The organism is Mesorhizobium sp. M0778, assembly GCF_040320105.1.
Lineage (GTDB): Bacteria > Pseudomonadota > Alphaproteobacteria > Rhizobiales > Rhizobiaceae > Mesorhizobium.
Map to the genome: position 1 here is coordinate 59971 of NZ_JAMYPA010000001.1, position 19443 is coordinate 79413.

At 63.7% G+C, this 19443-nt stretch carries 18 protein-coding genes and 1 pseudogene; 13 read left to right on the top strand and 6 right to left on the bottom strand.

What is annotated here, in order from left to right:
- The first annotated feature begins 20 nt into the window (after window positions 1–20).
- The 3 genes from trxA (at window position 21) to NKI22_RS00305 (ending at window position 2290) form a co-directional block, all read left to right on the top strand.
- Complete coding sequence (gene trxA / locus NKI22_RS00295; RefSeq protein WP_023720578.1) at window positions 21–1013, top strand: thioredoxin; 993 nt, start codon at window positions 21–23, stop codon at window positions 1011–1013.
- Window positions 1014–1176: 163 nt separating this feature from the next.
- Window positions 1177–1848 carry an LON peptidase substrate-binding domain-containing protein gene (locus NKI22_RS00300; RefSeq protein ID WP_023720579.1) on the top strand — a complete coding sequence of 224 codons (672 nt, stop codon included), beginning with the start codon at window positions 1177–1179 and terminating at the stop codon, window positions 1846–1848.
- A 205-nt stretch (window positions 1849–2053) separates the two neighbouring features.
- A complete protein-coding gene (locus NKI22_RS00305; protein WP_023720580.1) occupies window positions 2054–2290 on the top strand; it encodes a Trm112 family protein in 237 nt (78 codons plus the stop codon).
- 90 nt (window positions 2291–2380) lie between these two features.
- Here the strand turns inward: NKI22_RS00305 and NKI22_RS00310 are convergent, their stop codons facing one another.
- From NKI22_RS00310 to NKI22_RS00320, 3 genes are read right to left on the bottom strand one after another with little or no spacing between them, the layout of a single operon-like run.
- Window positions 2381–5683, bottom strand: a complete 3303-nt coding sequence (locus NKI22_RS00310) for an error-prone DNA polymerase (protein ID WP_023720581.1) — start codon at window positions 5681–5683, stop codon at window positions 2381–2383.
- Window positions 5680–7158 (bottom strand): DUF6504 family protein, encoded by a 1479-nt coding sequence (locus NKI22_RS00315; RefSeq protein WP_352481095.1) that lies wholly within the window; start codon window positions 7156–7158, stop codon window positions 5680–5682. Before NKI22_RS00315 ends, NKI22_RS00310 begins: the two co-directional genes overlap by 4 nt.
- A complete protein-coding gene (locus NKI22_RS00320; RefSeq protein WP_352481094.1) occupies window positions 7091–8146 on the bottom strand; it encodes an ImuA family protein in 1056 nt (351 codons plus the stop codon). The genes NKI22_RS00315 and NKI22_RS00320 overlap by 68 nt, the downstream gene beginning before the upstream one ends.
- Window positions 8147–8329: 183 nt before the next feature.
- Between NKI22_RS00320 and NKI22_RS00325 the strand changes: the two genes are divergently transcribed.
- Window positions 8330–8752 (top strand): metallopeptidase family protein, encoded by a 423-nt coding sequence (locus NKI22_RS00325; protein WP_023721935.1) that lies wholly within the window; start codon window positions 8330–8332, stop codon window positions 8750–8752.
- An 87-nt stretch (window positions 8753–8839) separates the two neighbouring features.
- On the opposite strand, the gene NKI22_RS00330 is transcribed toward NKI22_RS00325, so the two are convergent.
- Window positions 8840–9046: a DUF1737 domain-containing protein gene (locus NKI22_RS00330; protein WP_023721934.1), complete on the bottom strand. Its 207-nt coding sequence runs from the start codon at window positions 9044–9046 to the stop codon at window positions 8840–8842.
- Between the two features lie 24 nt (window positions 9047–9070).
- Window positions 9071–9952, bottom strand: coding sequence for an HpcH/HpaI aldolase/citrate lyase family protein (locus NKI22_RS00335; RefSeq protein ID WP_352481093.1), 882 nt, complete (start codon window positions 9950–9952; stop codon window positions 9071–9073).
- A gap of 278 nt (window positions 9953–10230) precedes the next feature.
- Here NKI22_RS00335 and NKI22_RS00340 point away from each other — a divergent pair, with 278 nt between their 5' ends.
- From NKI22_RS00340 to NKI22_RS00370, 7 genes and pseudogenes are all read left to right on the top strand, one after another.
- Window positions 10231–11751 (top strand): DUF4153 domain-containing protein, encoded by a 1521-nt coding sequence (locus tag NKI22_RS00340; protein WP_352817220.1) that lies wholly within the window; start codon window positions 10231–10233, stop codon window positions 11749–11751.
- On the top strand, window positions 11751–12443 hold the full coding sequence (locus tag NKI22_RS00345) for a response regulator transcription factor (protein WP_352481091.1): 693 nt from the start codon (window positions 11751–11753) through the stop codon (window positions 12441–12443). The genes NKI22_RS00340 and NKI22_RS00345 overlap by 1 nt, the downstream gene beginning before the upstream one ends.
- Window positions 12431–14017 (top strand): ATP-binding protein, encoded by a 1587-nt coding sequence (locus NKI22_RS00350; RefSeq protein WP_023721930.1) that lies wholly within the window; start codon window positions 12431–12433, stop codon window positions 14015–14017. The genes NKI22_RS00345 and NKI22_RS00350 overlap by 13 nt, the downstream gene beginning before the upstream one ends.
- 31 nt (window positions 14018–14048) lie before the next feature.
- Window positions 14049–15215, top strand: a complete 1167-nt coding sequence (locus NKI22_RS00355; protein WP_023721929.1) for an NAD(P)/FAD-dependent oxidoreductase — start codon at window positions 14049–14051, stop codon at window positions 15213–15215.
- Between the two features lie 449 nt (window positions 15216–15664).
- On the top strand, window positions 15665–15820 hold the full coding sequence (locus tag NKI22_RS00360) for a hypothetical protein (RefSeq protein ID WP_023721927.1): 156 nt from the start codon (window positions 15665–15667) through the stop codon (window positions 15818–15820).
- 235 nt (window positions 15821–16055) lie between these two features.
- Window positions 16056–16670: an MBL fold metallo-hydrolase gene (locus NKI22_RS00365; RefSeq protein WP_352817225.1), complete on the top strand. Its 615-nt coding sequence runs from the start codon at window positions 16056–16058 to the stop codon at window positions 16668–16670.
- A 318-nt stretch (window positions 16671–16988) separates the two neighbouring features.
- Window positions 16989–17153: pseudogene (locus NKI22_RS00370) on the top strand (IS630 family transposase); the annotation flags it as partial.
- A 16-nt stretch (window positions 17154–17169) separates the two neighbouring features.
- Here NKI22_RS00370 and NKI22_RS00375 read toward each other — a convergent pair.
- On the bottom strand, window positions 17170–17595 hold the full coding sequence (locus NKI22_RS00375; protein ID WP_023721925.1) for a GNAT family N-acetyltransferase: 426 nt from the start codon (window positions 17593–17595) through the stop codon (window positions 17170–17172).
- 166 nt (window positions 17596–17761) lie between these two features.
- On the opposite strand from NKI22_RS00375, the gene leuD reads away from it, so the two are divergent.
- Both leuD and NKI22_RS00385 read left to right on the top strand, forming a co-directional pair.
- On the top strand, window positions 17762–18367 hold the full coding sequence (gene leuD, locus NKI22_RS00380; protein WP_023721924.1) for a 3-isopropylmalate dehydratase small subunit: 606 nt from the start codon (window positions 17762–17764) through the stop codon (window positions 18365–18367).
- Window positions 18368–18427: 60 nt separating this feature from the next.
- The gene (locus tag NKI22_RS00385; protein ID WP_023721923.1) at window positions 18428–19357 is read left to right on the top strand and encodes an Ivy family c-type lysozyme inhibitor; all 930 of its coding nucleotides are present in this window, start codon (window positions 18428–18430) and stop codon (window positions 19355–19357) included.
- Window positions 19358–19443 lie beyond the last annotated feature (86 nt).

Below are 19443 nucleotides of genomic sequence, written 5' to 3' on the forward strand. Positions count from 1 at the left end.
GCGACCGAAAGGGCGACGAGATGAGCGATAGCAACCCCTTTGGCGGGCCATTTGGCAGCAATGGCGGTCAGTATGCCACCACCGTGCAGTATGGCGGCACCGATGCCGCGCGTGAGAAGGTCGCACTTGCGGAGGTGCCGGCCGACGTCATCAGGGACACCACGACCGCTGGATTTGCCGCCGACGTCATCCAGGAATCGCGCCGCCAGCCGGTGCTGGTCGATTTCTGGGCGCCATGGTGCGGCCCCTGCAAGCAATTGACCCCGCTGCTGGAAAAGGCGGTGAAAGCCGCCGGCGGCAAGGTCAAGCTGGTCAAGATGAACATCGACGACCATCCATCGATCGCCGGCCAGCTCGGCATCCAGTCGATACCGGCGGTCATTGCCTTCAAGGACGGCCAGCCGGTCGACGGCTTCATGGGCGCCATTCCCGAGAGCCAGATCACGCAATTCATCCAGAAGGTCGGCGGCAAGGATGGTGGCGCACCGCAAGTGGCCGAGGCGCTGGCCGCGGCCGCCGAGGCGCGCGAGGCCGGTGACGTGCAGACCGCGGCCGACATCTACGACGCTATCCTGGAACAGGCGCCGGAGACGATCGAGGCGATCGCCGGCTTGGGCGATCTGCTGTTCGAGGCCGGCGATACCGAAGGTGCCGATGCGATGCTGGCGCGGGCGCCGGAGGCAAAGAAGGATGCGCCGCAGCTCGCCGCGCTGCGCGCCAAGATGGCGCTCGCCGCGCAAGCAGCAGTGCTCGGCAATCCGGCGGAACTGGAACGGCGGCTGGCCGAAAATCCCGGGGATCACCAGGCGCGGTTCGAGCTTGCGATGATCCAGAACGCCAAGGGTGATCGCATGGCGGCGGCCGACAATCTGCTGGCGATCATCAAGGCCGACCGCTCGTGGAACGACGATGGCGCCAGAACCCAGTTGCTGCAGCTCTTCGAGGCATGGGGCATGACCGACGAGGCAACGCTGTCGGCACGGCGCAAACTGTCGTCGCTGCTGTTTTCCTGAGCCGGCGCAGACTGTTTTGTCCGGCGGGCTTGCGGTCGGCGGCGGCTGCGCCAGATTAGGTTTTCGGACGGCATTCGATTTCGGGTTTCCGGTGTCGCGCCTTGTGCCGGCCGGGAGGAGACGGGTTTGGTGCGCTTCCTGACGAAGCGATCGGAGGATTGAGGTGCAGGCGGGAAACGCGCATTACCGACTCGCTGCGGACTTACCGTCGACCATGCCGATCTTTCCGCTTGAGGGCGCATTGCTGCTGCCGGGAGGCCGCATGCCGCTCAACATCTTCGAGCCGCGCTATCTGCAGATGGTCGATGAGGCGATAGCCGGGGCGCGGCTGATCGGCATGATCCAGCCCAGCCTCGACGGTGCGCTGCGTCCCGACGGCGAGCCGGAACTCTGCAATGTCGGCTGTGCCGGGCGCATCATCGCGCTGTCCGAGAGCGGCGACGGTCGTTATCTGATTTCGCTGCAGGGCGTGTGCCGGTTCCGCATTGTCCAGGAACTCACCGTCAGGACGCCGTTTCGCCAGTGCCGGTTGGCACCCTTTCTCACCGATCTCGACGACGACCAGGCGGAAGCCGAGATCGACCGGCCGGCGCTGCTCAAAGCGTTTCGCGCCTATCTGCAGGCCAACGATCTGGAGGCCGACTGGGAAAGCGTCAGCCGCGCCGAAAACGCCATGCTGGTCAACGCGCTGTCGATGATGGCGCCCTACGGGCCGGCCGAGAAACAGGCGCTGCTCGAAGCGGCCGATCTAAAGACACGTGCCGAAACGCTGATCGCCATCACCGAAATGGCGCTGGCGCGCGACAATGAGGATTTCGGTTCGAGTTTGCAGTAGGCTCTTGCCTTCTCCCCTTGTGGGAGAAGGTGGATCGGCGCGTAGCGCCGAGACGGTTGAGGGGTGCTGGACGGAGTGCCGTCGGTGCCAAGCTGGAACACCCCTCATCCGACCGAGATTCGCTCGGCCACCTTCTCCTACAAGGGGAGAAGGGAAGTCCGCGCGCGAAACCCCGAAGCGGTTGCCTTGTGGAAGGACGGATCGAATGGCGGATGGACGTGACGGGAACAGGACTGTCGATCCCAAGCTGCTGGAACTGCTGGCCTGCCCGCTGACCAAGGGGCCGCTTGCCTGGGATCCGGAGCGCGGCGAGCTTGTCTCGCGGGTGGCAAAGCTTGCCTATCCGGTGCGGGACGGCATTCCTATCATGCTGCCATCGGAGGCGCGGGTCATCGCCATAGACGATGCCATGCCACCGCCGCGCCTGGGTGGCTCGGAATAAGGGCCGCTCCGCAGCGATCCTTCGCGCGCCCCTCTGTCCTGCCGTCATCAAATTCCGCACCGCAGCAACGCTCTGACGAAGACAGGGGGCCTATTGAAAATTGCGTCCCTTGGGCATGACCTTCTCCGCCTTTCCCAATAATTCCGTTTGCGCGATGCTGCCCGGCCGAGCCTCGTCTGTACGGCTCGAAGGCTCAGGTCCTGCCTCTTCCAGCAGCACCGACAGCCACGGCGTCAGATCCTCGACCTTCTCGGCGACGATATGGATGACGTCCGATTCCGATTGCAGCTTGCCGGTGACGCGGATGAGACGTGCGCCCATGACGATGGGGCGGAAGCGGTCGAAAGTCCTTTCCCAGAAAATGATGTTGGCGACCGCATTCTCGTCTTCCAGCGTCAGGAAAATCGCCTTGCCATTGCCCGGCCGCTGCCGCACCAGCACGAGGCCGGCGACCGAAACGCGCCGGCCGTCCCGCACCTGGCCGAGCCGCGCATTGGGCGTGACGCCGGACCGATCCAGCCTTTGACGCAGGAAGGCGACCGGGTGCGCCTTCAGCGACAGGCCGAGCGAGCGGTAGTCGTGGACGACGTGCTCGCCGAGCGGCATTGTCGGGAGCCGGGTTTCAGGCTCGAGATCGCGCAAGCGGATCGCCGGCTGATCGAACAGCGGCAGCTTTTCGGCGGCACTCTTGCCGTCGAGCGCGCGGACCGCCCATAGAGCGTCGCGGCGGTTCAATCCAAGCGAGCGGAAGGCGTCGGCCTGCGCCAGCTTTTCGATCTCGTCGACGTTGAGGCCCGAGCGCAGCCAGACATCGCGCACGGATGTGTAGCCGTCGCCGCGCCTCACCACAAATGCTTCCATGCGCTCCTTCGACAGGCCTTTGACCTGGCGAAAGCCAAGCCGGACGGCATGGCTGGTCCGGATGACACCGCGCATTTGAACATGGCGGTCGAGAATGCGGGCCGGATCGAAAGGCGATTGCTCCAAGGCGCAATCCCAGCCGGAAAAGTTGACGTCGACCTCTCGGATCTCGACGCCATGATCATGCGCGTCGCGGACAAGCTGAGCCGGCTGGTAAAAACCCATCGGCTGGGAATTCAGAATCGCGGCGCAGAACACGTCGGGATAGAAGGTCTTGAACCAGCAGGAGGCATAGACCAGCAGGGCGAAGGAGGCGGCATGGCTTTCGGGAAAGCCGTATTCGCCAAAGCCCTCGATCTGCTTGAAGCAACGCTCGGCGAAGTCTTTTTCGTAGCCCTTGGCAACCATGCCGTCGACCATCCTCTTGCGGTAATTGCCGATCGTGCCGGTGCGCTTGAAGGTGGCCATGGCGCGGCGCAATTCATCGGCCTCGCCCGGCCTGAAGCCGCCGGCAACGATGGCAATCTTCATTGCCTGTTCCTGGAACAGCGGCACGCCCAGCGTCCTGCCGAGTATTTTTTCCAGTTCCGGCTTCGGGTATTCGGGCTTTTCCTTGCCTTGCCGGCGGCGCAGATAAGGGTGGACCATGTCACCCTGGATCGGGCCGGGCCGCACGATTGCCACCTCGATGACGAGATCGTAGAAGTTTTTCGGCCGCAGCCGCGGCAGCATCGACATCTGCGCGCGCGATTCGATCTGGAAGACGCCGATCGTGTCGGCGCGGCAGATCATGTCGTAGACATGTTTGTCCTCGGCCGGGAGAGTGGCCAACACATAGGGTTGGCCATATGCGTCCCGCGCCTCGGGATAATGATCCTGGAGCAGGGTGAAGGCGCGCTGCAGGCAGGTCAGCATGCCGAGCGCCAGCACGTCCACTTTAAGGATTTTCACCGCGTCGAGGTCGTCCTTGTCCCACTCGACCATCTTGCGCTCGTCCATCGCCGTCTTGACGATGGGTACGATCTCGTCGAGCCGGTCCCTTGTGATGACGAAACCGCCGACATGCTGCGACAAATGGCGGGGAAAGCCCATGATCTCGTTGGCGCATTCGATCACATGCCTTGTCGAGGGATCGGTCTGATCGAGGCCGCCGGCTTTTGTCTCCTTTTCGCCGAGCTCCGAGGTCGACCAGCCCCAGATCGAACTGGACAGCGCGCTCCGGACGTCGTCCGACAGGCCCATCGCCTTGGCCACTTCGCGCACCGCAGAGCGGCCGCGGTAGCTGACGACGGCGGCGGCCAGCGCGGTGCGCTTGGTGCTGTATTTGGAATAGATGTACTGGATGACCTCCTCGCGCTTTTCATGCTCGAAATCGACATCGATGTCGGGCGGCTCGTTTCTTTCTTCGGAAATGAAGCGCTCGAAAAGCGTGTCGATCTTGTCCGGGCCAACTTCGGTGATGCCGATGCAGAAGCAGACGATCGAGTTGGCGGCGGAGCCGCGCCCCTGGCAGAGAATGTTCTGGCTGCGGGCGAATTTGACGATGTCGTAGACAGTCAGGAAATAGCGCGCGTAGTTCAGGCGCTCGATCAGAGCGAGCTCCTCCTCGATGCGCTGCGTCACAAAAGCGGGCACGCCCGAGGGGTAGCGGATGGCGGCCCCCTCCTTGGCCAGCCTTTCCAGCTCGGCCTGTGGCCCGAGGCCCGATTCCGTCGGCTCGTCGGGGTAGTTGTATTGCAGGTCACTGAGCGAGAAGCTCAGCTCGCCGGCAAAACGCAGCGTTTCCGCCAGCGCTTGCGGATGCCTGCGGAAAAGCCGTGCCATCTCCAGCGGTAGCTTTAAATGACGCTCGGCATTGGCCGCCAGTTCCAGCCCCACCTCGGCGACGGGCACATTGAGGCGGATCGCCGTCAGCACGTCCTGCAGCGGGCGCCGTTCCGACGTATGGTAGAGCACATCGTTGGTCGCCATCAGCGGGATGCCGGCCAGTTCGGCCATCGCCGCCGCCTGCTCGATACGGAAGCGGTCGCTGCCGCGGTAATCCGGCGAAACCGCAAACCGCAGGCTTTCGCCGAAGCGATCCGTGAGCCGGCTAAGCACAGCAAGGCTATCGGCCGCGCCCGTCGACACATCCGGCAGGATGGCCAGCGACAAGAGATCGCCCCATTCGAGAAGATCGCTTTGTTTGAGAAGCGTTGCTCCCTTTTCGTTTTCGTCGCGCAAATTGGCCTGCGTCAGCATGCGGCAGAGATGGCCCCAGCCCTTGCGGTTCTGCGGGTAAGCGAGAATGTCCGGCGTGCCGTCGCAAAATACCAGGCGGCAGCCGGGATGATAGGAAACACCCTCCACCTTGGCCTGCTGCCAGGCGCGCACGACGCCCGCCACCGTATTGCGGTCGGCGAGCCCGATCGCTGAAAACCCCATGAATTTCGCCGCGACCACCAGCTCCTCCGGTTTCGAGGCGCCGCGCAGGAACGAGAAGTTCGACTGGATGCCGAATTCGGCATAGGGAACGGCTGTCAGCGCATTCATGCGAAGACTCCATGCATGAACCAGCGCGGAGCGGGCTGCGAGGCGCCGTAGAGGCCTTGGCGGTAAAGCCAGTAACGGCGGCCGTCGGCATCCTCGATGCGGAAATAGTCCCGGGTCGGCGCATCTTCCCGTCCCGCCGCCTCTCGCCACCATTCAGGCGCAATGCGCTCCGGCCCTTCGGCGCGCGCGACCCGGTAGAGCGCGCGCCGCCAGCGGAAGTTCAAAGGTGGGCCTTCCGGCATTTCGGTGGCCGGCACCTCGATCGGCTCGGGCGAACGGAAAAGCCGGATCGGCCGTTCCGGCTGGAAGACGGTCGTGGGAGCATCCTTCACCTTGTCCGGCTGCTTCGGCGGCGAGCTTCTCTGCGGCGCTTCGGCGAAGGGAATGGCGGCGACGGCGCGCTCCGGCAGATGGCTCTCGACGGCGACCGGCTTCAAGACCGCGCCTTCGCCGAGCCGGGCGCGGATGCGGTCGGCAAAAAGCGCGATGTCGGCGCCCCCGTCGTTCGTCTCGCCGGCAAGGTCTGCCTGCTGCATGTCGAAGGCGGCGGCGGTCAGCACCGAGAGGCGCACGAGATCGAAACCATAGCCGGCGTCGATATCCTGTTCGAGCGCGGCAAGCCTTTCGTGAAACAATTTCTGGATCAGCAGCGGCTCGCGCAAAGGTCGCGAGGTGCCGACGGCGATGCGGCTGACGCCGCCATCGACGCGAAAGAGCAGCAGCGCCAGCCGCCTTGCGCCCTCGCCGCGACGCTCGAGGTCCTTCTTCAATGTGGCCGCCAGCATGCCTGTCAGCTGCTCGATGTCCTCGGTCAGCATGATCGGCTCGGCGAGGTGGCGTTCGACCGAAAGCGGCGCGACCGGCAGGCGCGGCGACACGGCTTCGTCGAGGCGGCCGAGCGCCTGGTCGAGGCGCAATAGCAGCGATGCGCCGAAGCGGCGGGCCAGCGGCGCGCGCGGTGCCGCCATGACGGCGCCCGCCGTGCGCAGGCCGACGCTTTCGAGGCTGGCGCGGACCTCTGGATCGATGCGCAGTGCCGCCAACGGCAAGGGCGCGAGAAGCGCTTCCTCCTCACCATCGGGAACGATGCGGTCGCCGGCAAACCGCGCCGCCGCCCAGGCCGAGCCCGGCGTGGCGGCAAGCCCGGCGCGGACATCGAAGCCCTGATGGAAAAAACGCGACAGGATGTCGTCCAGCATCGAGCGTTCGCCGCCGAAAAGATGGGTGCAGCCGGTGACGTCGAGATAGAGGCCATCGGCCCCGTCGAGCGCCACCAGCGGGGTATAGCGGTCGCACCAGTCGGCGAGGCCTTCGAGCAGGCGCCGGTCGGCTTCCGGATCGGCCTCCACGATGTCGATCGAGGGATGCATGGCGCGTGCATCGGCTATGCCCATGCCGCGTTTCAGGTTAAGCGCTTCGGCCCGCTCGTCGAGGGCGGCGATGCGCTGGGCGTTCCGGTCGCGGTGACTGATCACCAGCGGCAGGTGATCCGACGGCCGGGAACGCCAGGACCGCCCCAGGCGCTGCCGCAGGATCCTCTCGGCGGCGAGATGTGGAAACCACAGGGACAGGATTCTTTGCCCATTCCTCGCCCCGTCTTTCTTCGAATATGCGTTCATCGGGGTTCCACTCCAGTGTGAATTTTCCGGGCAAGGCAGTGCGGCTCTTGCCGATGGTGATGGTGAAGGCGGGCCGGCCGATCGAGCCGGCGAGCGGCCCGGCGATCGTCTCGCGCGCTGCCGCCGGTGCCGCCGACAGGATGAGGCGGACGGGCGCTGCCGTCGGCTCGGGCTCGCCGGCCTGGCGCAGCAGGAAAAGCGGCCGGCCGGCACTCTGCGCCCGGGCGTGCAGCCGCCGCGTCGCGGTGAGATCCAGCCGCTGCGGGTTGCCACGGATTTCGAGGATGACTGCGGCCAGCGCCGTCATCCTGGCGGCCTCCTCGGCGACCCACAGCGCATCGAGCAGCCTTGGCGCCTCGGAAAACAGCAATTGCTCCGGCTCGATGCCGAAGAAGGCGTGAAGCCCCCCGGCATAGGGAAAGCCGGCCTCGCGGAAAACCTCGGATGTGCCGATCCACAGCACCGGCAGTCGCGGCCCCTGGCTGAGGATCAGGCTGATGAGCGACAGGACAAAACCGGCGACTGCTCCGGCATCGCGGGTCGCGGCGCCATGAAACTCGCTCAGCGCCGCCTTCGGCAGGCCGCCGCTCAGCGCAGCATCGAGGCGCTCGGCACCGGTGCGCAAAAACGCATCGGGCGGCGCCACGGCGAGGCCGCGACGGACAATCGTCAGATTCCGAGCGGGTGTCGGATTCCGAGAGGATGCCAGACTCTGGCGAGGCACATCCGCGTCAAACGACGAACCGGCCGGCGCTTCCAGGCGCTCGGACAAGGTCCCTTCGATCTTCGCGATCTGGCGGCGCAGGGCAAAAACAGTCTCCCGCGCCACGGCGCTTGTCGCCATGACGGTCAGCTTCCACTCACAATTGTTCCTGTTATGTTCCTATAGATTCCAGAGGGCGGCCAAAGAGTCAAGCGGAGTCATGGGGAATTTATTCCTGCCTTGATGGCATGGTCCGGGCGCTCCAGCCCGACCATTTGCCGAGTCCGGCCCGAAAGCCTATATGCCGGGATCAAAGGACAAAGCATGGCTCGCATCTACCAAACACGCATCTGGCACGACCAGCTTTCGCCAACGATGGAGGAAATCGAGCTCCTGGCGCTGGAGGCCTATGCCCATCTGCCGGAGGAGTTTCGCAAGCTGACCGGCGAGATCGTCATTCAGATCGCCGAATTCCCGACCGACGAGATCATGGACGACCTTTCGCTGGAAACGCCCTTCGACCTGCTCGGCCTGTTCGAGGGGCGCGGTATCGCCGAGCGCTGGAATCCGCAGACCGGCGAAGGCCCGAACCGGATCACGCTCTACCGCCGCGCCATCCTCGACTACTGGGCCGAGAACGAGGAGACGCTGGGCGACATCGTCACCCATGTGCTGATCCATGAGATCGGTCACCATTTCGGCCTGTCGGACGATGATATGGAGAAGATCGAAGAGGCAGCGGAGTGACGTCGTTTTGACTGGAGAGCGCAGCGTTCCTTCGCGCCAGCGTCCAGAAGTGTCCCGCATTCGCGGGCACCCGAAGCGATGTCAGCGCTACCAGTCGCTGAGCTTGGTGTCGGGGCCGTATTCCTGGCCTTCGATGTCCTTCACCACCGCCTGGCCGCAGCGCATGGTCTTGGCATTCTTGTCATAGGCATAGGTCGGCGAGCCGAACAGGTGCCAGCCCTTGTTGAGCGCCGCCGTCACCTTGTGGCAGAAGCTGGCGTCGTCCGGGCCGGACAAAAAGCGGTAGAGTTTCATTTTCAATCCCGTCGTGAGTTGCAATCATGCGCGAACAGCGGCGGCCTTCGCCAGCAGTTTTTCGGCCTGCGCCAGATGCAGCCGCTCGACCATCTTTCCGTTCAGCGCAATCACCGCCTTGCCGGTATTTTCGGCAAGCGCGAAGGCATCCTTGATCGCGCCCGCCTCGGCTATCGCTTCAGGCGACGGCGCAAAGGCCCGGTTTGCGGCCTCGATCTGGGCCGGATGGATCAGCGATTTGCCGTCGAAGCCCATGGCGGCCGCTTCCGTGCACTCGCGCGCAAACCCGTCCATATCGCTAAAATCATTGAAGACGCCGTCGAGCAGGTCGAGGCTGCCGGCGCGCGCGGCGAGCACCATCTGCATCAGCCACGGCACGAGATAGCGCCGGTCGGGCGTGGTGAGAATTCCGGTGTCCTTGACCAGATCATTCGTTCCGGCAACGAAACAAACCAGTCGAGAGGCTGGGTCGCGGCCAAGCTCGGCGATCGGGCCGATGTTGAGCAGCGCCTTGGGTGTCTCCATCATCGCCCATAGCTTGACCTCGTCCGGCGCAAAATTGTCGTCGAGAACGTCACCGGCCTCGAGAATGTCGCGCGGCGTGTCGACCTTGGGCAGCAGGATGGCGTCGGGAGCGCATTTTGCCGCAGCCAGCAGATCGTCGGCGCCCCATTCGCTCGACAGCGCATTGATGCGCACAACCATCTCGCAGCGCCGGTTGGAACGGCCGGCGAAAATCCGCGCCAGTTTTTCGCGCGCGGAAAGCTTGTCGGTCGGGGCGACGGCGTCCTCGAGATCGATGACGACGGCATCGCAGGCCAGCGACCGGATCTTGGCCAATGCCTTGTCGTTCGAAGCCGGGACGTAAAGCACCGAGCGGCGCGGGCGGGAGGGTTCGGCAGTCATGTCCGATCTATGCCGCCTGCAGACGGCCGAGGCAAGCCGTGCATAAAAACTGCACGCAATTTCGGAAAATCTCCTCGTCTCCGCCCCGCTTGCCACCCGACAGAATGCGACAAGGGCGGCATGCAAGAGCAAACAAATTGCCGTTGGTCCCTGCCGTACCGGCTTCGCCGCGACAGCTGGTGGCTTGTCGATCCGCCCCCGGCAAACCTCCTCCCTTTCGTCCGCAAATCCCCGCCCAGATATTCCGGCCGCATCAAAGCGGCCGAGAAAGCCCGATCATGACAGCGTTCCTCACGCCGGCGCCGAGCTATTGCAGCCGCTTCGGCGTTGCCGTCCTGCTCGTCGCGCTGGCCGATTTTTTCTTCTATAGCCAACCGGCCGGCATCACGCTTTTCCTGTTCGGCGTTGCGATTGCCACCACGAGCATGGCTGTCCATCCTCTCGGCTCCTTCAATGATGGCAGGCCCTGGTTCAAGCCAGTTGCGCTGCTTGTGGCGCTGCTGCCGGTCGCGGAAAATGTCAGTGCGCTCTCCGTCTCGATCGGGCTGGCGGCGCTGGCCGTCTTCGCGCTTTCGCTGGCCGGGCGGTTGAAGCAGGGGGTTGCCCGCATTGCCGGCCAACTCTCGCTATTCCTGCTTGCAACGCCCTTTCGGTTCGTCCTGGATTTCTTTCGCTGGCGCAAGGCGGCCCGGCAGCTTGGCCGACGGCGCGTGCGCCTTGCGACGATTGCCGTCTGGGTCATGCCGCTAAGCCTCGGCGCGGTGTTTCTCGCGCTGTTCGGCGCCGCCAATCCGGTCGTCGAATACTGGCTGTCGCTGATCGACCTAATGGCACTGCTCGAGCTCATCCAGCTGCCGCGTCTCGCCTTCTGGCTGTTCGTGCTGGTCGGCGTCTGGGCCTTTCTGCGCCCGCGCCTACCGCGCTTTCTCCGCTCCATTCCGCGTGTGCTGTCGCCTGTGCCTGTCGGCCGGGCGACGACAAAACCCGCCAAGGCGATCGAGGACATCATCTTCGGCAAAGCCGCGATTCTTCGTGCGCTGGTCGTCTTCAACATCCTTTTCGCGATGCAGACCGCGCTCGACGCCACCTATCTGTGGGGCGGCATCGCGCTTCCCGACGGGCTGACCTACGCCGCCTATGCGCATCGCGGCGCCTATCCCTTGATCATCACAGCGCTGCTCGCAGCCGGCTTCGTCCTGGCGGCGCTGCGGCCGGGCAGCACGACCTCCAGCGATCCGCTCATCCGCCGGCTGGTCTACGTCTGGGTGGCGCAGAACATCGTGCTGGTCATCTCGTCGATCCTGCGGCTCGACCTCTATATCGGCATCTACGCGCTGACCTACTGGCGCATCGCCGCCTTCGTCTGGATGGGACTGGTGGCGGCGGGCCTTGCCCTGATCATCGCCCGCATCGCGTTCGAAAAATCCAATGAATGGCTGCTTTCCGCCCATCTTCTGACGCTTTCAATGACGCTCTATGCCTGCTGCTTCGTCAACTTCGCGGCGCTGATCGCCAACTACAATGTCGAGCACTCATTCGAAATGACCGGCCAAGGCACCGAACTCGATTTCTGGTATCTGCGTACGCTCGGTCCCAGCGCCTGGCCGGCGCTCGACCGTTTCCTCGTACCGCGAACTCGCCCGTTTGCTTGGGCAGGACGAGGCCCGCTACCGCGCCGGCCTAGAAAACTGGCGCGCCTGGAGCTTTCGCGACTGGCGGCGCCTTCGTGCTCTCGACACACGTATCCCGTTCGTGGTTCCTCCGATGTCCGAACCCTTCATGCCGGGCCGCTGATTTGATGCCGCACCACATACTGGTCGCCGACGACGATCCGCACATTCGCGAAATCATCTGCTTCGCGCTCGAAAAGGCCGGCATGAAGACGCTGGCGGTGCCGGACGGCGCGGCTGCCTTGCAGGCGATCGAACGCCGCGCGCCCGATCTCGTCGTGCTCGACATCGGCATGCCGGAAATGGACGGGCTGGAAGTGTGCCGGCGGCTGCGCCACACATCCGACGTGCCGGTGCTGTTCCTGTCCGCGCGGGATGAAGAGATCGACCGCATCCTCGGGCTGGAAATGGGCGGCGACGACTATGTCACCAAGCCGTTCAGCCCGCGCGAGCTGGTCGCCCGCGTCAACGTCATCCTGCGCCGCGCCCGGCCTGCGCCCGAACATGCCGACGATCGGCAATTCTCGCATGGCAGACTGGCCTTAGTGCCGGCAAGCCATACAGCCAGCTTCGACGGCAAGCCGCTGGTGCTGACGGGCATCGAATTCGCGATCCTGAAAGGGTTTTTGGCGCGTCCCGCGCATGTGCTCGGCCGCGACATGGTGATGGCTAATGCCTATGCTGCCAATATCCACGTCGCCGACCGCACCGTCGACAGCCATGTCCGCAACATCCGCGCCAAGCTGGCGGCGGTCGGCTGCGTCGATGCAATCGAGACCGTGCATGGCGTCGGCTTCCGGCTCGGCAAATGCGGCGCGTGAGCGCCCAAGAACGGATTGGCAGCAAATGGCGGCCACGGCTTGCCACGGTCGTCATTGCCATCCTGATCATGGTGATGGCACTGCCGCTGGCCGGCCTGTTCTTCTTCCGGCTGTACGAGAACCAGCTGATCCGCCAGACCGAGGCCGAGCTGATCGCGCAAGGTGCCGCCCTTGCCGCGATCTATGCGCTAGAGGTCCGTGAGGCCGGCCTTGCCCCGGAAAAGCTCGGCACACCCATGCCTCCACCCAGTACAAGGGATCGGGCTTCTGCCTACCAGCCGATCGAACCGCGCCTCGATCTTGCGTCCGACAGGATACTGCCGACCCGGCCCGCGGCCACGGCGGCCAGCGTCGATCCTGCCTTCGCGGCAATCGGCGCGCGGCTGTCGGGCATTCTTGCCGAGACGCAGAAAACCACGCTGGCCGGCTTTCGGCTGCTCGATCCCAGCGGCGTGGTCATTGCCGGCCGCGAGGAGGCCGGCCTGTCGCTCGCCGCGGTCGAAGAGGTTCGCGCCGCGCTTGCCGGCCGCTACGCCAGCGCGCTCAGGCTGCGGGTTCCCGACCAGCCATCGCCGCCGCTCTATTCGGTCAGCCGCGGCACCAAAGTCCGCGTCTTCGTCGCCATACCAGTTGCGGTCTCCGGCAAGGTCGCCGGCGTGGTCTATCTGTCGCGGACGCCGAACAACATCGTCAAGCATCTCTTTGGCGAGCGCGGCAAGGTGGCGCTGGCGGCAATCGCCATCCTCGGCGGCACGCTGCTGATCGGGCTGGTCTTCCTGCGCACCGTCAGCCGGCCGATCTATGCACTGATCGAGCGCACCGAGCGCATCGCCGCCGGCGACCGTGAGGCGATCAGGTCGCTTGATCACCACGGCACGCGCGAAATGGCGGCGCTCTCCGCGGCCTTCCTCGACATGGCCGAAAAGCTGCATGCGCGCTCCGACAGCATCCAGACCTTCGCCACCCACGTCTCGCACGAACTCAAATCGCCGCTGACGGCGATCCAGGGGGCAGCCGAACTGCTGCGCGATTCGGGCGGCGCGATGGACGAGGCCGAGCGGCGGCGTTTTTCAGACAATATCGTCACCGATGCCGGCCGGCTCAATCTGCTGGTGCGCCGCCTGCTTGACCTTGCGCGTGCCGAAAATCTCGAGCCCAGCGGCCAAGGCACATCACTCGCTCCGGCACTGGCGCTGCTGCCGGCCGACCACAGGCTGGCGGTGCGCCTCGAGGCGGGCGCCGATATCGGCCTGCGCATATCGGCCGAAAACGCCGCGATCGTGTTGGCCAATCTCATCGACAATTCGGCGCGACACGGCGCGACGCTGGTCTCGGTCACGGCAGCAAGCGCGGACGGCAAGGCCACCATTGTGGTGGACGATGACGGCGCCGGCATTTCGCCCAGCAACCGAGGCCGCATCTTCGAGCCGTTCTTCACCACGCGCCGCGATTCCGGCGGCACCGGCATGGGCCTCGGCATCGTGCTGGCCCTCCTGAAAGCGCATGATGGCACGATCCGGCTGGTTGACTCGGCGAGCGGCACGCGCTTCGAGATCATCCTGCCGGCGGCGTGACTCGGCGGTTCAGACCGGAAGGGCGAAAAAGGTGCATTACGACATCATCATCATCGGCGGAGCCATCGTCGGCTCCTCGGTCGCCTATTATCTGCGCGAGGAAGGGTTTTCGGGCCCGATCGCGGTTGTCGAGCGCGACCCGCAATTTTCCCATGCGGCGACAACGCTGTCCTGCGCCTCCATCCGCCAGCAGTTCTCGATCCCTGAAAACATCCGGCTGTCGCAGTTCACGCTGAAACTGTTCCGGCGGTTGAAGGAAGAATTCGGGGCGGACGCCGATATCGGCTTTCGCGAAGGCGGCTATCTGATCCTTGCCGGCGAAAACGGGCTGCCTATCCTGCAGGCCAACCACGAGGCGCAGATGGCCGAGGGCGCCGACATCGTGCTCGAGGATGCCGAGGCGCTTGTTCGTCGGTTTCCGTGGCTATCGGCCGAGGGTATCACTGCCGGGGCCTACGGCCGCAGCGGCGAGGGCTGGTTCGACGCGCATGCGATGCTGATGCTGTTCCGCAAGGCGCTGCGGACGAAGGATATCGACTTCATCACGGCGTCGGTGACCGGCATCGAGCGGCAAGGCGGCCGCGTCACCGGTGTGACCCTCGAAAATGGCGAGCGGCTTGAGGCCGGCATCGTCGTCAATGCTGCCGGGCCGAATGCCGGCAAGGTGGCAGCAATGGCCGGGCTGGCGCTGCCGGTGGAGCCGCGCAAGCGCAATGTCTTCGTCTTCGAGGCGCGCGAAAAATATGACGACATGCCGCTGCTGGTCGACCCGAGCGGCATCTATGTCCGGCCGGAAGGTTCGGTCTACATCACCGGCGGCGCCGAGCCGGAAGAGGGCGAAGGCCCCGCCGACCCCACAGATTTCGAACCCGACTGGCCGCTGTTCGAAGAGGTGATCTGGCCGGTGCTGGCGACCCGTATTCCGGCCTTCGAGGCGATCAAGCCGACGCGCGCCTGGGTCGGCCATTACGACTACAACACGCTCGACCAGAACGCGGTGATCGGTTCGCATCCCGAGGTCGGCAATTTCTTCTTCGCCAACGGTTTTTCCGGCCACGGCTTGCAGCAGGCGCCGGCGGTCGGCAAAGCGCTGGCCGAACTGATCGTCCATGGCGGCTATCGCACGGTGGATTGCTCGGCGTTTGGGTATAGCCGAGTCGCTGAGGGGCGGGCGTTTCGTGAATTGAACGTGATTTGAGGGAAGGCCGCCCAGAATAAGCCGCTCTGTCGAGTTCCCGCCCTCCCCTCTGTCCTGCCGGACAGAGGGGAGGCTGCCCCGCCGATATCAAAAGTCCGCACGCTAGTAGTCAAAACCTGACGCTTGGTACCCGAAACGGAATACCGCTGCCGACTCATTTCGGACATCTAGGGCAGATACTTAAAGAGCCATGGAAAGCAGGAATTTGGCTTGACCTCCACTAGTTGGAAGGCACTTTCAGTGTTGATGTTCGCAATTATCCCATTCTCTGGATGCAGCAACGACCCTGAGTCACCGGAGAACAAACGTATATACTCTGTTCTCCAGCATCAGGAGTTTGAATTACGTCAGCAGAATAATCGTGCCAATTATTTTTTTGGCAAGCGAGTAATGGATACTGAAATCAATACTATCGCCTTCCCTCTCGCCGGTGAGGCGAAGGCTATGTAGTGTTTTATGCCACGCCCGAAGAGGGTGGGTTAATTCTGTCGGTTCCGCAGCAATATGACGATATCAGTCTGACGAAGCAGACGCTTGAAGCCATCGTTGATAAAGGCCTCATCTCAAAGCCGCTTGAAATTCACCTTGCGTCACGCGCGCACTGAGCGCTTTGCCAAAAAGTACATGGTAGCGTCCGCTTTCCACCCTGAGCGGGCTTACGGCCCCGGAACCAAGCGTCAGATTTCGACCACTAGTGGTTAAGTTCTAACGCTTGGTACCCGATCGTGAGCGCGGCCACATCGCGAGCGCTCCTTCTCCTACAGGCAGAAATGTCTGACGCCATCTGGCCGCAAATGTTATCTCTAGCGATCCGTCCTCGATCGAAGAAGGATGCAGTCAGTGGATGACTGGAGAATCGGGAATATCTGGATAACCAGAATTCTGGAGATGTGCGACCCTCTGCGGACGCCGTCGGAATGGTTTCCCGACTGCACCGATGAAGCGCTCGAACCGCATCTTCATTGGCTCACGCCGCGATTAATATCGCCTGCAACCGGCCGGCTTATTCTTCCCATCCAGAGTTTTCTTGTTCGTACCGGACACCACACCATTCTGGTCGACAGTTGCGTCGGCAACGATAAGACGTTCGCATACTTCCCCCATTGGCATCGCCGCAATGACGGCACCTTTTTGGAGCGCCTGGCAAATGCAGGTGTTGCTTCCGAGCAGATCGACTATGTGCTGTGCACCCATCTTCATGTCGACCATTGCGGTTGGAACACACGATTGGTGGACGGGCGTTGGGTACCGACATTCCCGAACGCCCGCTACATCATGGCGCGGCGCGAGTTCGAGGCCGCACAGGCGGCCTCCGGTGATGACGAAGATCGGACCTATGAGGACAATGTGTTGCCAATCGTCGAGGCTGGTCGGGCTGTGCTGTCGATATGGATTATGAACTCGATGGCGAAGTGTGGCTGGAACCGACGCCGGGCCACACCCCGGGGCACGTAGCCATCGGCCTGAAATCTCGAGGCGTAGGGGCAGTGTTTTCCGGCGATCTCATGCATTGGCCGATGCAATGCATATACCCTGACTGGAGCTTTCGGTACGACACGGACCCTGACCAGGCACGTCGGACGAGATGGGCATTCCTGGAGGCTTGCTCGGACAATGGCCGCATCGTAATGACGTCGCATTTTCCCTTGCCGTCGGTGGGAACCATCTCGCGACGCCAGTCATCATTCTGGTTCGAGGATCAGCAGCCGCCGTAATCGCCGAGGACGCCGACTGGGCGATCGCCCTCGGCCACCCGCACTTGTCGAAGCGCCGCTCAAGCGCGGCGTCTTCACTCGGTGGTCGACCTCCAGGGCGGCAATCTACCCCTTCCTCGCCGAGCACAACCAGCAGCCCAGACCCTTCATCTGGACCGCCGACCCCGACAGGATCGCCGCCGCGGTCAAACGCGGGCACCAAACGTTAGATTCGATCCACTAGCTGGCAAGGCAACGCGTCAGCGCTTGCGGTCGAACCAGAACGCGTCGGACACGCGCTTCATGCCGATGCGCTCATAAAAGCCGACGGCGTCGGGCATGGAAATCAGGCTTATGGCAACGGAAGGCCCGAGTTGCCGGCGCGCTTCATCAAGCAGGCCCTTGCCGATGCCGAGCCCTTGCGCCGATTTGCAAACGGCGAGCTCGGAAACGAAACAGACCCACGAGAAATCGGTAACACCGCGGGCAACACCGACCAGCGGCTTCCCTTCTGTATCGAGACGCGCGGTGAGCACCAAATTGGCCCCTGACAGCATCGCGTTCAATCGGGTGTCGTCATCGACGGGGCGATTGGCGCCGAGGCCGGATTCCACCAGAACGCGGCGGAACTCGGCGATGCCGAGACCCGGTTCGCTGGCGTAGAGGACCTTGGATCGCGTTGTCATGTCGACAAAAGTGCACCATGGGCCGGTGGTTTTGAAGCTGTTTTGTACCGATCTTGCGTTTCGATCGACGACGGAGGTCCAAAAACAGCCGCCTTTTATTTGCCCGCGGCTTTGTGTAAACCGGGCGCCAGCAATTTCCCGCAACAAGAAGAAGACGGGCAAGGACATGGAAAAATTCACCAAGCTCACCGGCGTCGCCGCGCCGATGCCGATCGTCAATGTCGACACCGACATGATCATCCCCAAGGATTATCTCAAGACGATCAAGCGCACCGGACTCGGCACCGGCCTGTTCGCCGAAATGCGCTACAAGGACGATGGTTCGGAAAACCCGGACTTCGTGCTCAACAAGCCGGCCTACCGCAAGGCGCAGATCCTGGTCGCCGGCGATAATTTCGGCTGCGGCTCGAGCCGGGAACATGCGCCGTGGGCGCTGCTCGATTTCGGCATCCGTTGCGTCATCTCGACCTCGTTCGCCGACATTTTCTACAACAATTGCTTCAAGAACGGCATCCTGCCGATCACCGTCAGCCCGGAAGATCTTGAGAAACTGATGGACGATGCTTCGCGCGGTTCGAACGCGACGCTGTCGGTCGATCTGGAGGCCAAGGAAATCCGTGGGCCTGACGGCGGCGTGGTCAAGTTCGACCTCGACGAGTTCAAGCGCCATTGCCTGCTCAACGGGCTCGACGATATCGGCCTGACCATGGAAAAAGCCGGCGCCATCGCTTCGTTCGAGAAGAGGAACGCCGCTGAGCGCCCCTGGGCCTGAGCGGTACGATGCCCCGCCCGCGACAGGCCGGGTTCGTGGCGGCTGAACGGAGGGACAGTCATGACACGTTCGCTTCTTGTCGGGGCCTGCGCGCTGGCGTGGATTCTGATGCCGGTGGCTGGCGCGCATGCACAGACCGACATGGTGCTCGTGCCGGCTGACGATGCGCCCGGCAGGGCCGCCGACCAGGGCGCGTTGAGCAATGCGGCCCTAGCCGACAATGACAAACAGGCGCCGATCCCGTTCGAGGGCGGCCAACTGACCATCACCCAGGAGGAAGAGTACGGGGAACGGGTGCTCGCCTTCGACGGCAAGGAACTGGCGCGCAATTACGACGTCTTCTTCGACAAGATCGTCGAGGTCGGCGGCGTCAAGGTGGCGCTGGTCGATGTCGGCGACGGCGGCAATCAATGCGGCCCGGCCAAGGTGATCGTGTGGAAGCCGGAAGGCGGCACGATCCAGACGGTCACGGTCGAGCAGGATGAATGCGGCGCACCGCCGGCCGCGATCTCCGACAGCGCCATCTATTTCGTACCCTATCTTTTGCCGGGCGATTCCAAGCCGGCGCTGCAATGGTCGCCGACGGCCGGGCTGACGACCTCGGGCAATCTCACCTATATGCCGGAGCCGGGCACCGACTGGAAGGACGTCGATCCGTCGAAATACGACAACGTCATCGATGCCTTTCACAACGAGGCTGTCTACAGGCTAGCCGAGACGCTGCTCGGCAAGGACATGCCCGACATGGCGACTAGCCTGCTGGTCGGCGGCGGAACTGAGAAGACCGCTTCGGGCGCCTTTTTTGCCAGCGGCTGCGTGCCGCATGATTGCGGCGGCAATGACGGCTTCATGGCGGTCGACCCGGTCAAGCACAAGCTCTATTTCGCCCGCCGCGGCGACAAGCCCGAGCCGGACGCGTGGCCAGCGGTGAGTACATGGCCGGCCGACGTCAAGGAAGCGCTGGACAAGGCGCTGGGGTCGGCGAATTAGGTACTTTTGCAAAGCGCAGTGACCACCACGCCTTGGACGAGAGGGCTTTGTCGAGGCGGGAGACTCATAACAACCGTCAGTTCTAT

Bases quoted from the DNA above. Each gene is read 5' to 3' on its own strand.
- NKI22_RS00320 (WP_352481094.1), bottom strand. From the start codon at position 8,146: ATGGCGACAAGCGCCGTGGCGCGGGAGACTGTTTTTGCCCTGCGCCGC.
- NKI22_RS00325 (WP_023721935.1), top strand. From the start codon at position 8,330: ATGGCTCGCATCTACCAAACACGCATCTGGCACGACCAGCTTTCGCCA.
- NKI22_RS00350 (WP_023721930.1), top strand. From the start codon at position 12,431: ATGCGGCGCGTGAGCGCCCAAGAACGGATTGGCAGCAAATGGCGGCCA.
- NKI22_RS00385 (WP_023721923.1), top strand. From the start codon at position 18,428: ATGACACGTTCGCTTCTTGTCGGGGCCTGCGCGCTGGCGTGGATTCTG.
- NKI22_RS00375 (WP_023721925.1), bottom strand. From the start codon at position 17,595: ATGACAACGCGATCCAAGGTCCTCTACGCCAGCGAACCGGGTCTCGGC.
- NKI22_RS00305 (WP_023720580.1), top strand. From the start codon at position 2,054: ATGGCGGATGGACGTGACGGGAACAGGACTGTCGATCCCAAGCTGCTG.
- leuD (WP_023721924.1), top strand. From the start codon at position 17,762: ATGGAAAAATTCACCAAGCTCACCGGCGTCGCCGCGCCGATGCCGATC.
- NKI22_RS00310 (WP_023720581.1), bottom strand. From the start codon at position 5,683: ATGAATGCGCTGACAGCCGTTCCCTATGCCGAATTCGGCATCCAGTCG.
- NKI22_RS00345 (WP_352481091.1), top strand. From the start codon at position 11,751: ATGCCGCACCACATACTGGTCGCCGACGACGATCCGCACATTCGCGAA.
- NKI22_RS00330 (WP_023721934.1), bottom strand. From the start codon at position 9,046: ATGAAACTCTACCGCTTTTTGTCCGGCCCGGACGACGCCAGCTTCTGC.
- NKI22_RS00340 (WP_352817220.1), top strand. From the start codon at position 10,231: ATGACAGCGTTCCTCACGCCGGCGCCGAGCTATTGCAGCCGCTTCGGC.
- trxA (WP_023720578.1), top strand. From the start codon at position 21: ATGAGCGATAGCAACCCCTTTGGCGGGCCATTTGGCAGCAATGGCGGT.
- NKI22_RS00335 (WP_352481093.1), bottom strand. From the start codon at position 9,952: ATGACTGCCGAACCCTCCCGCCCGCGCCGCTCGGTGCTTTACGTCCCG.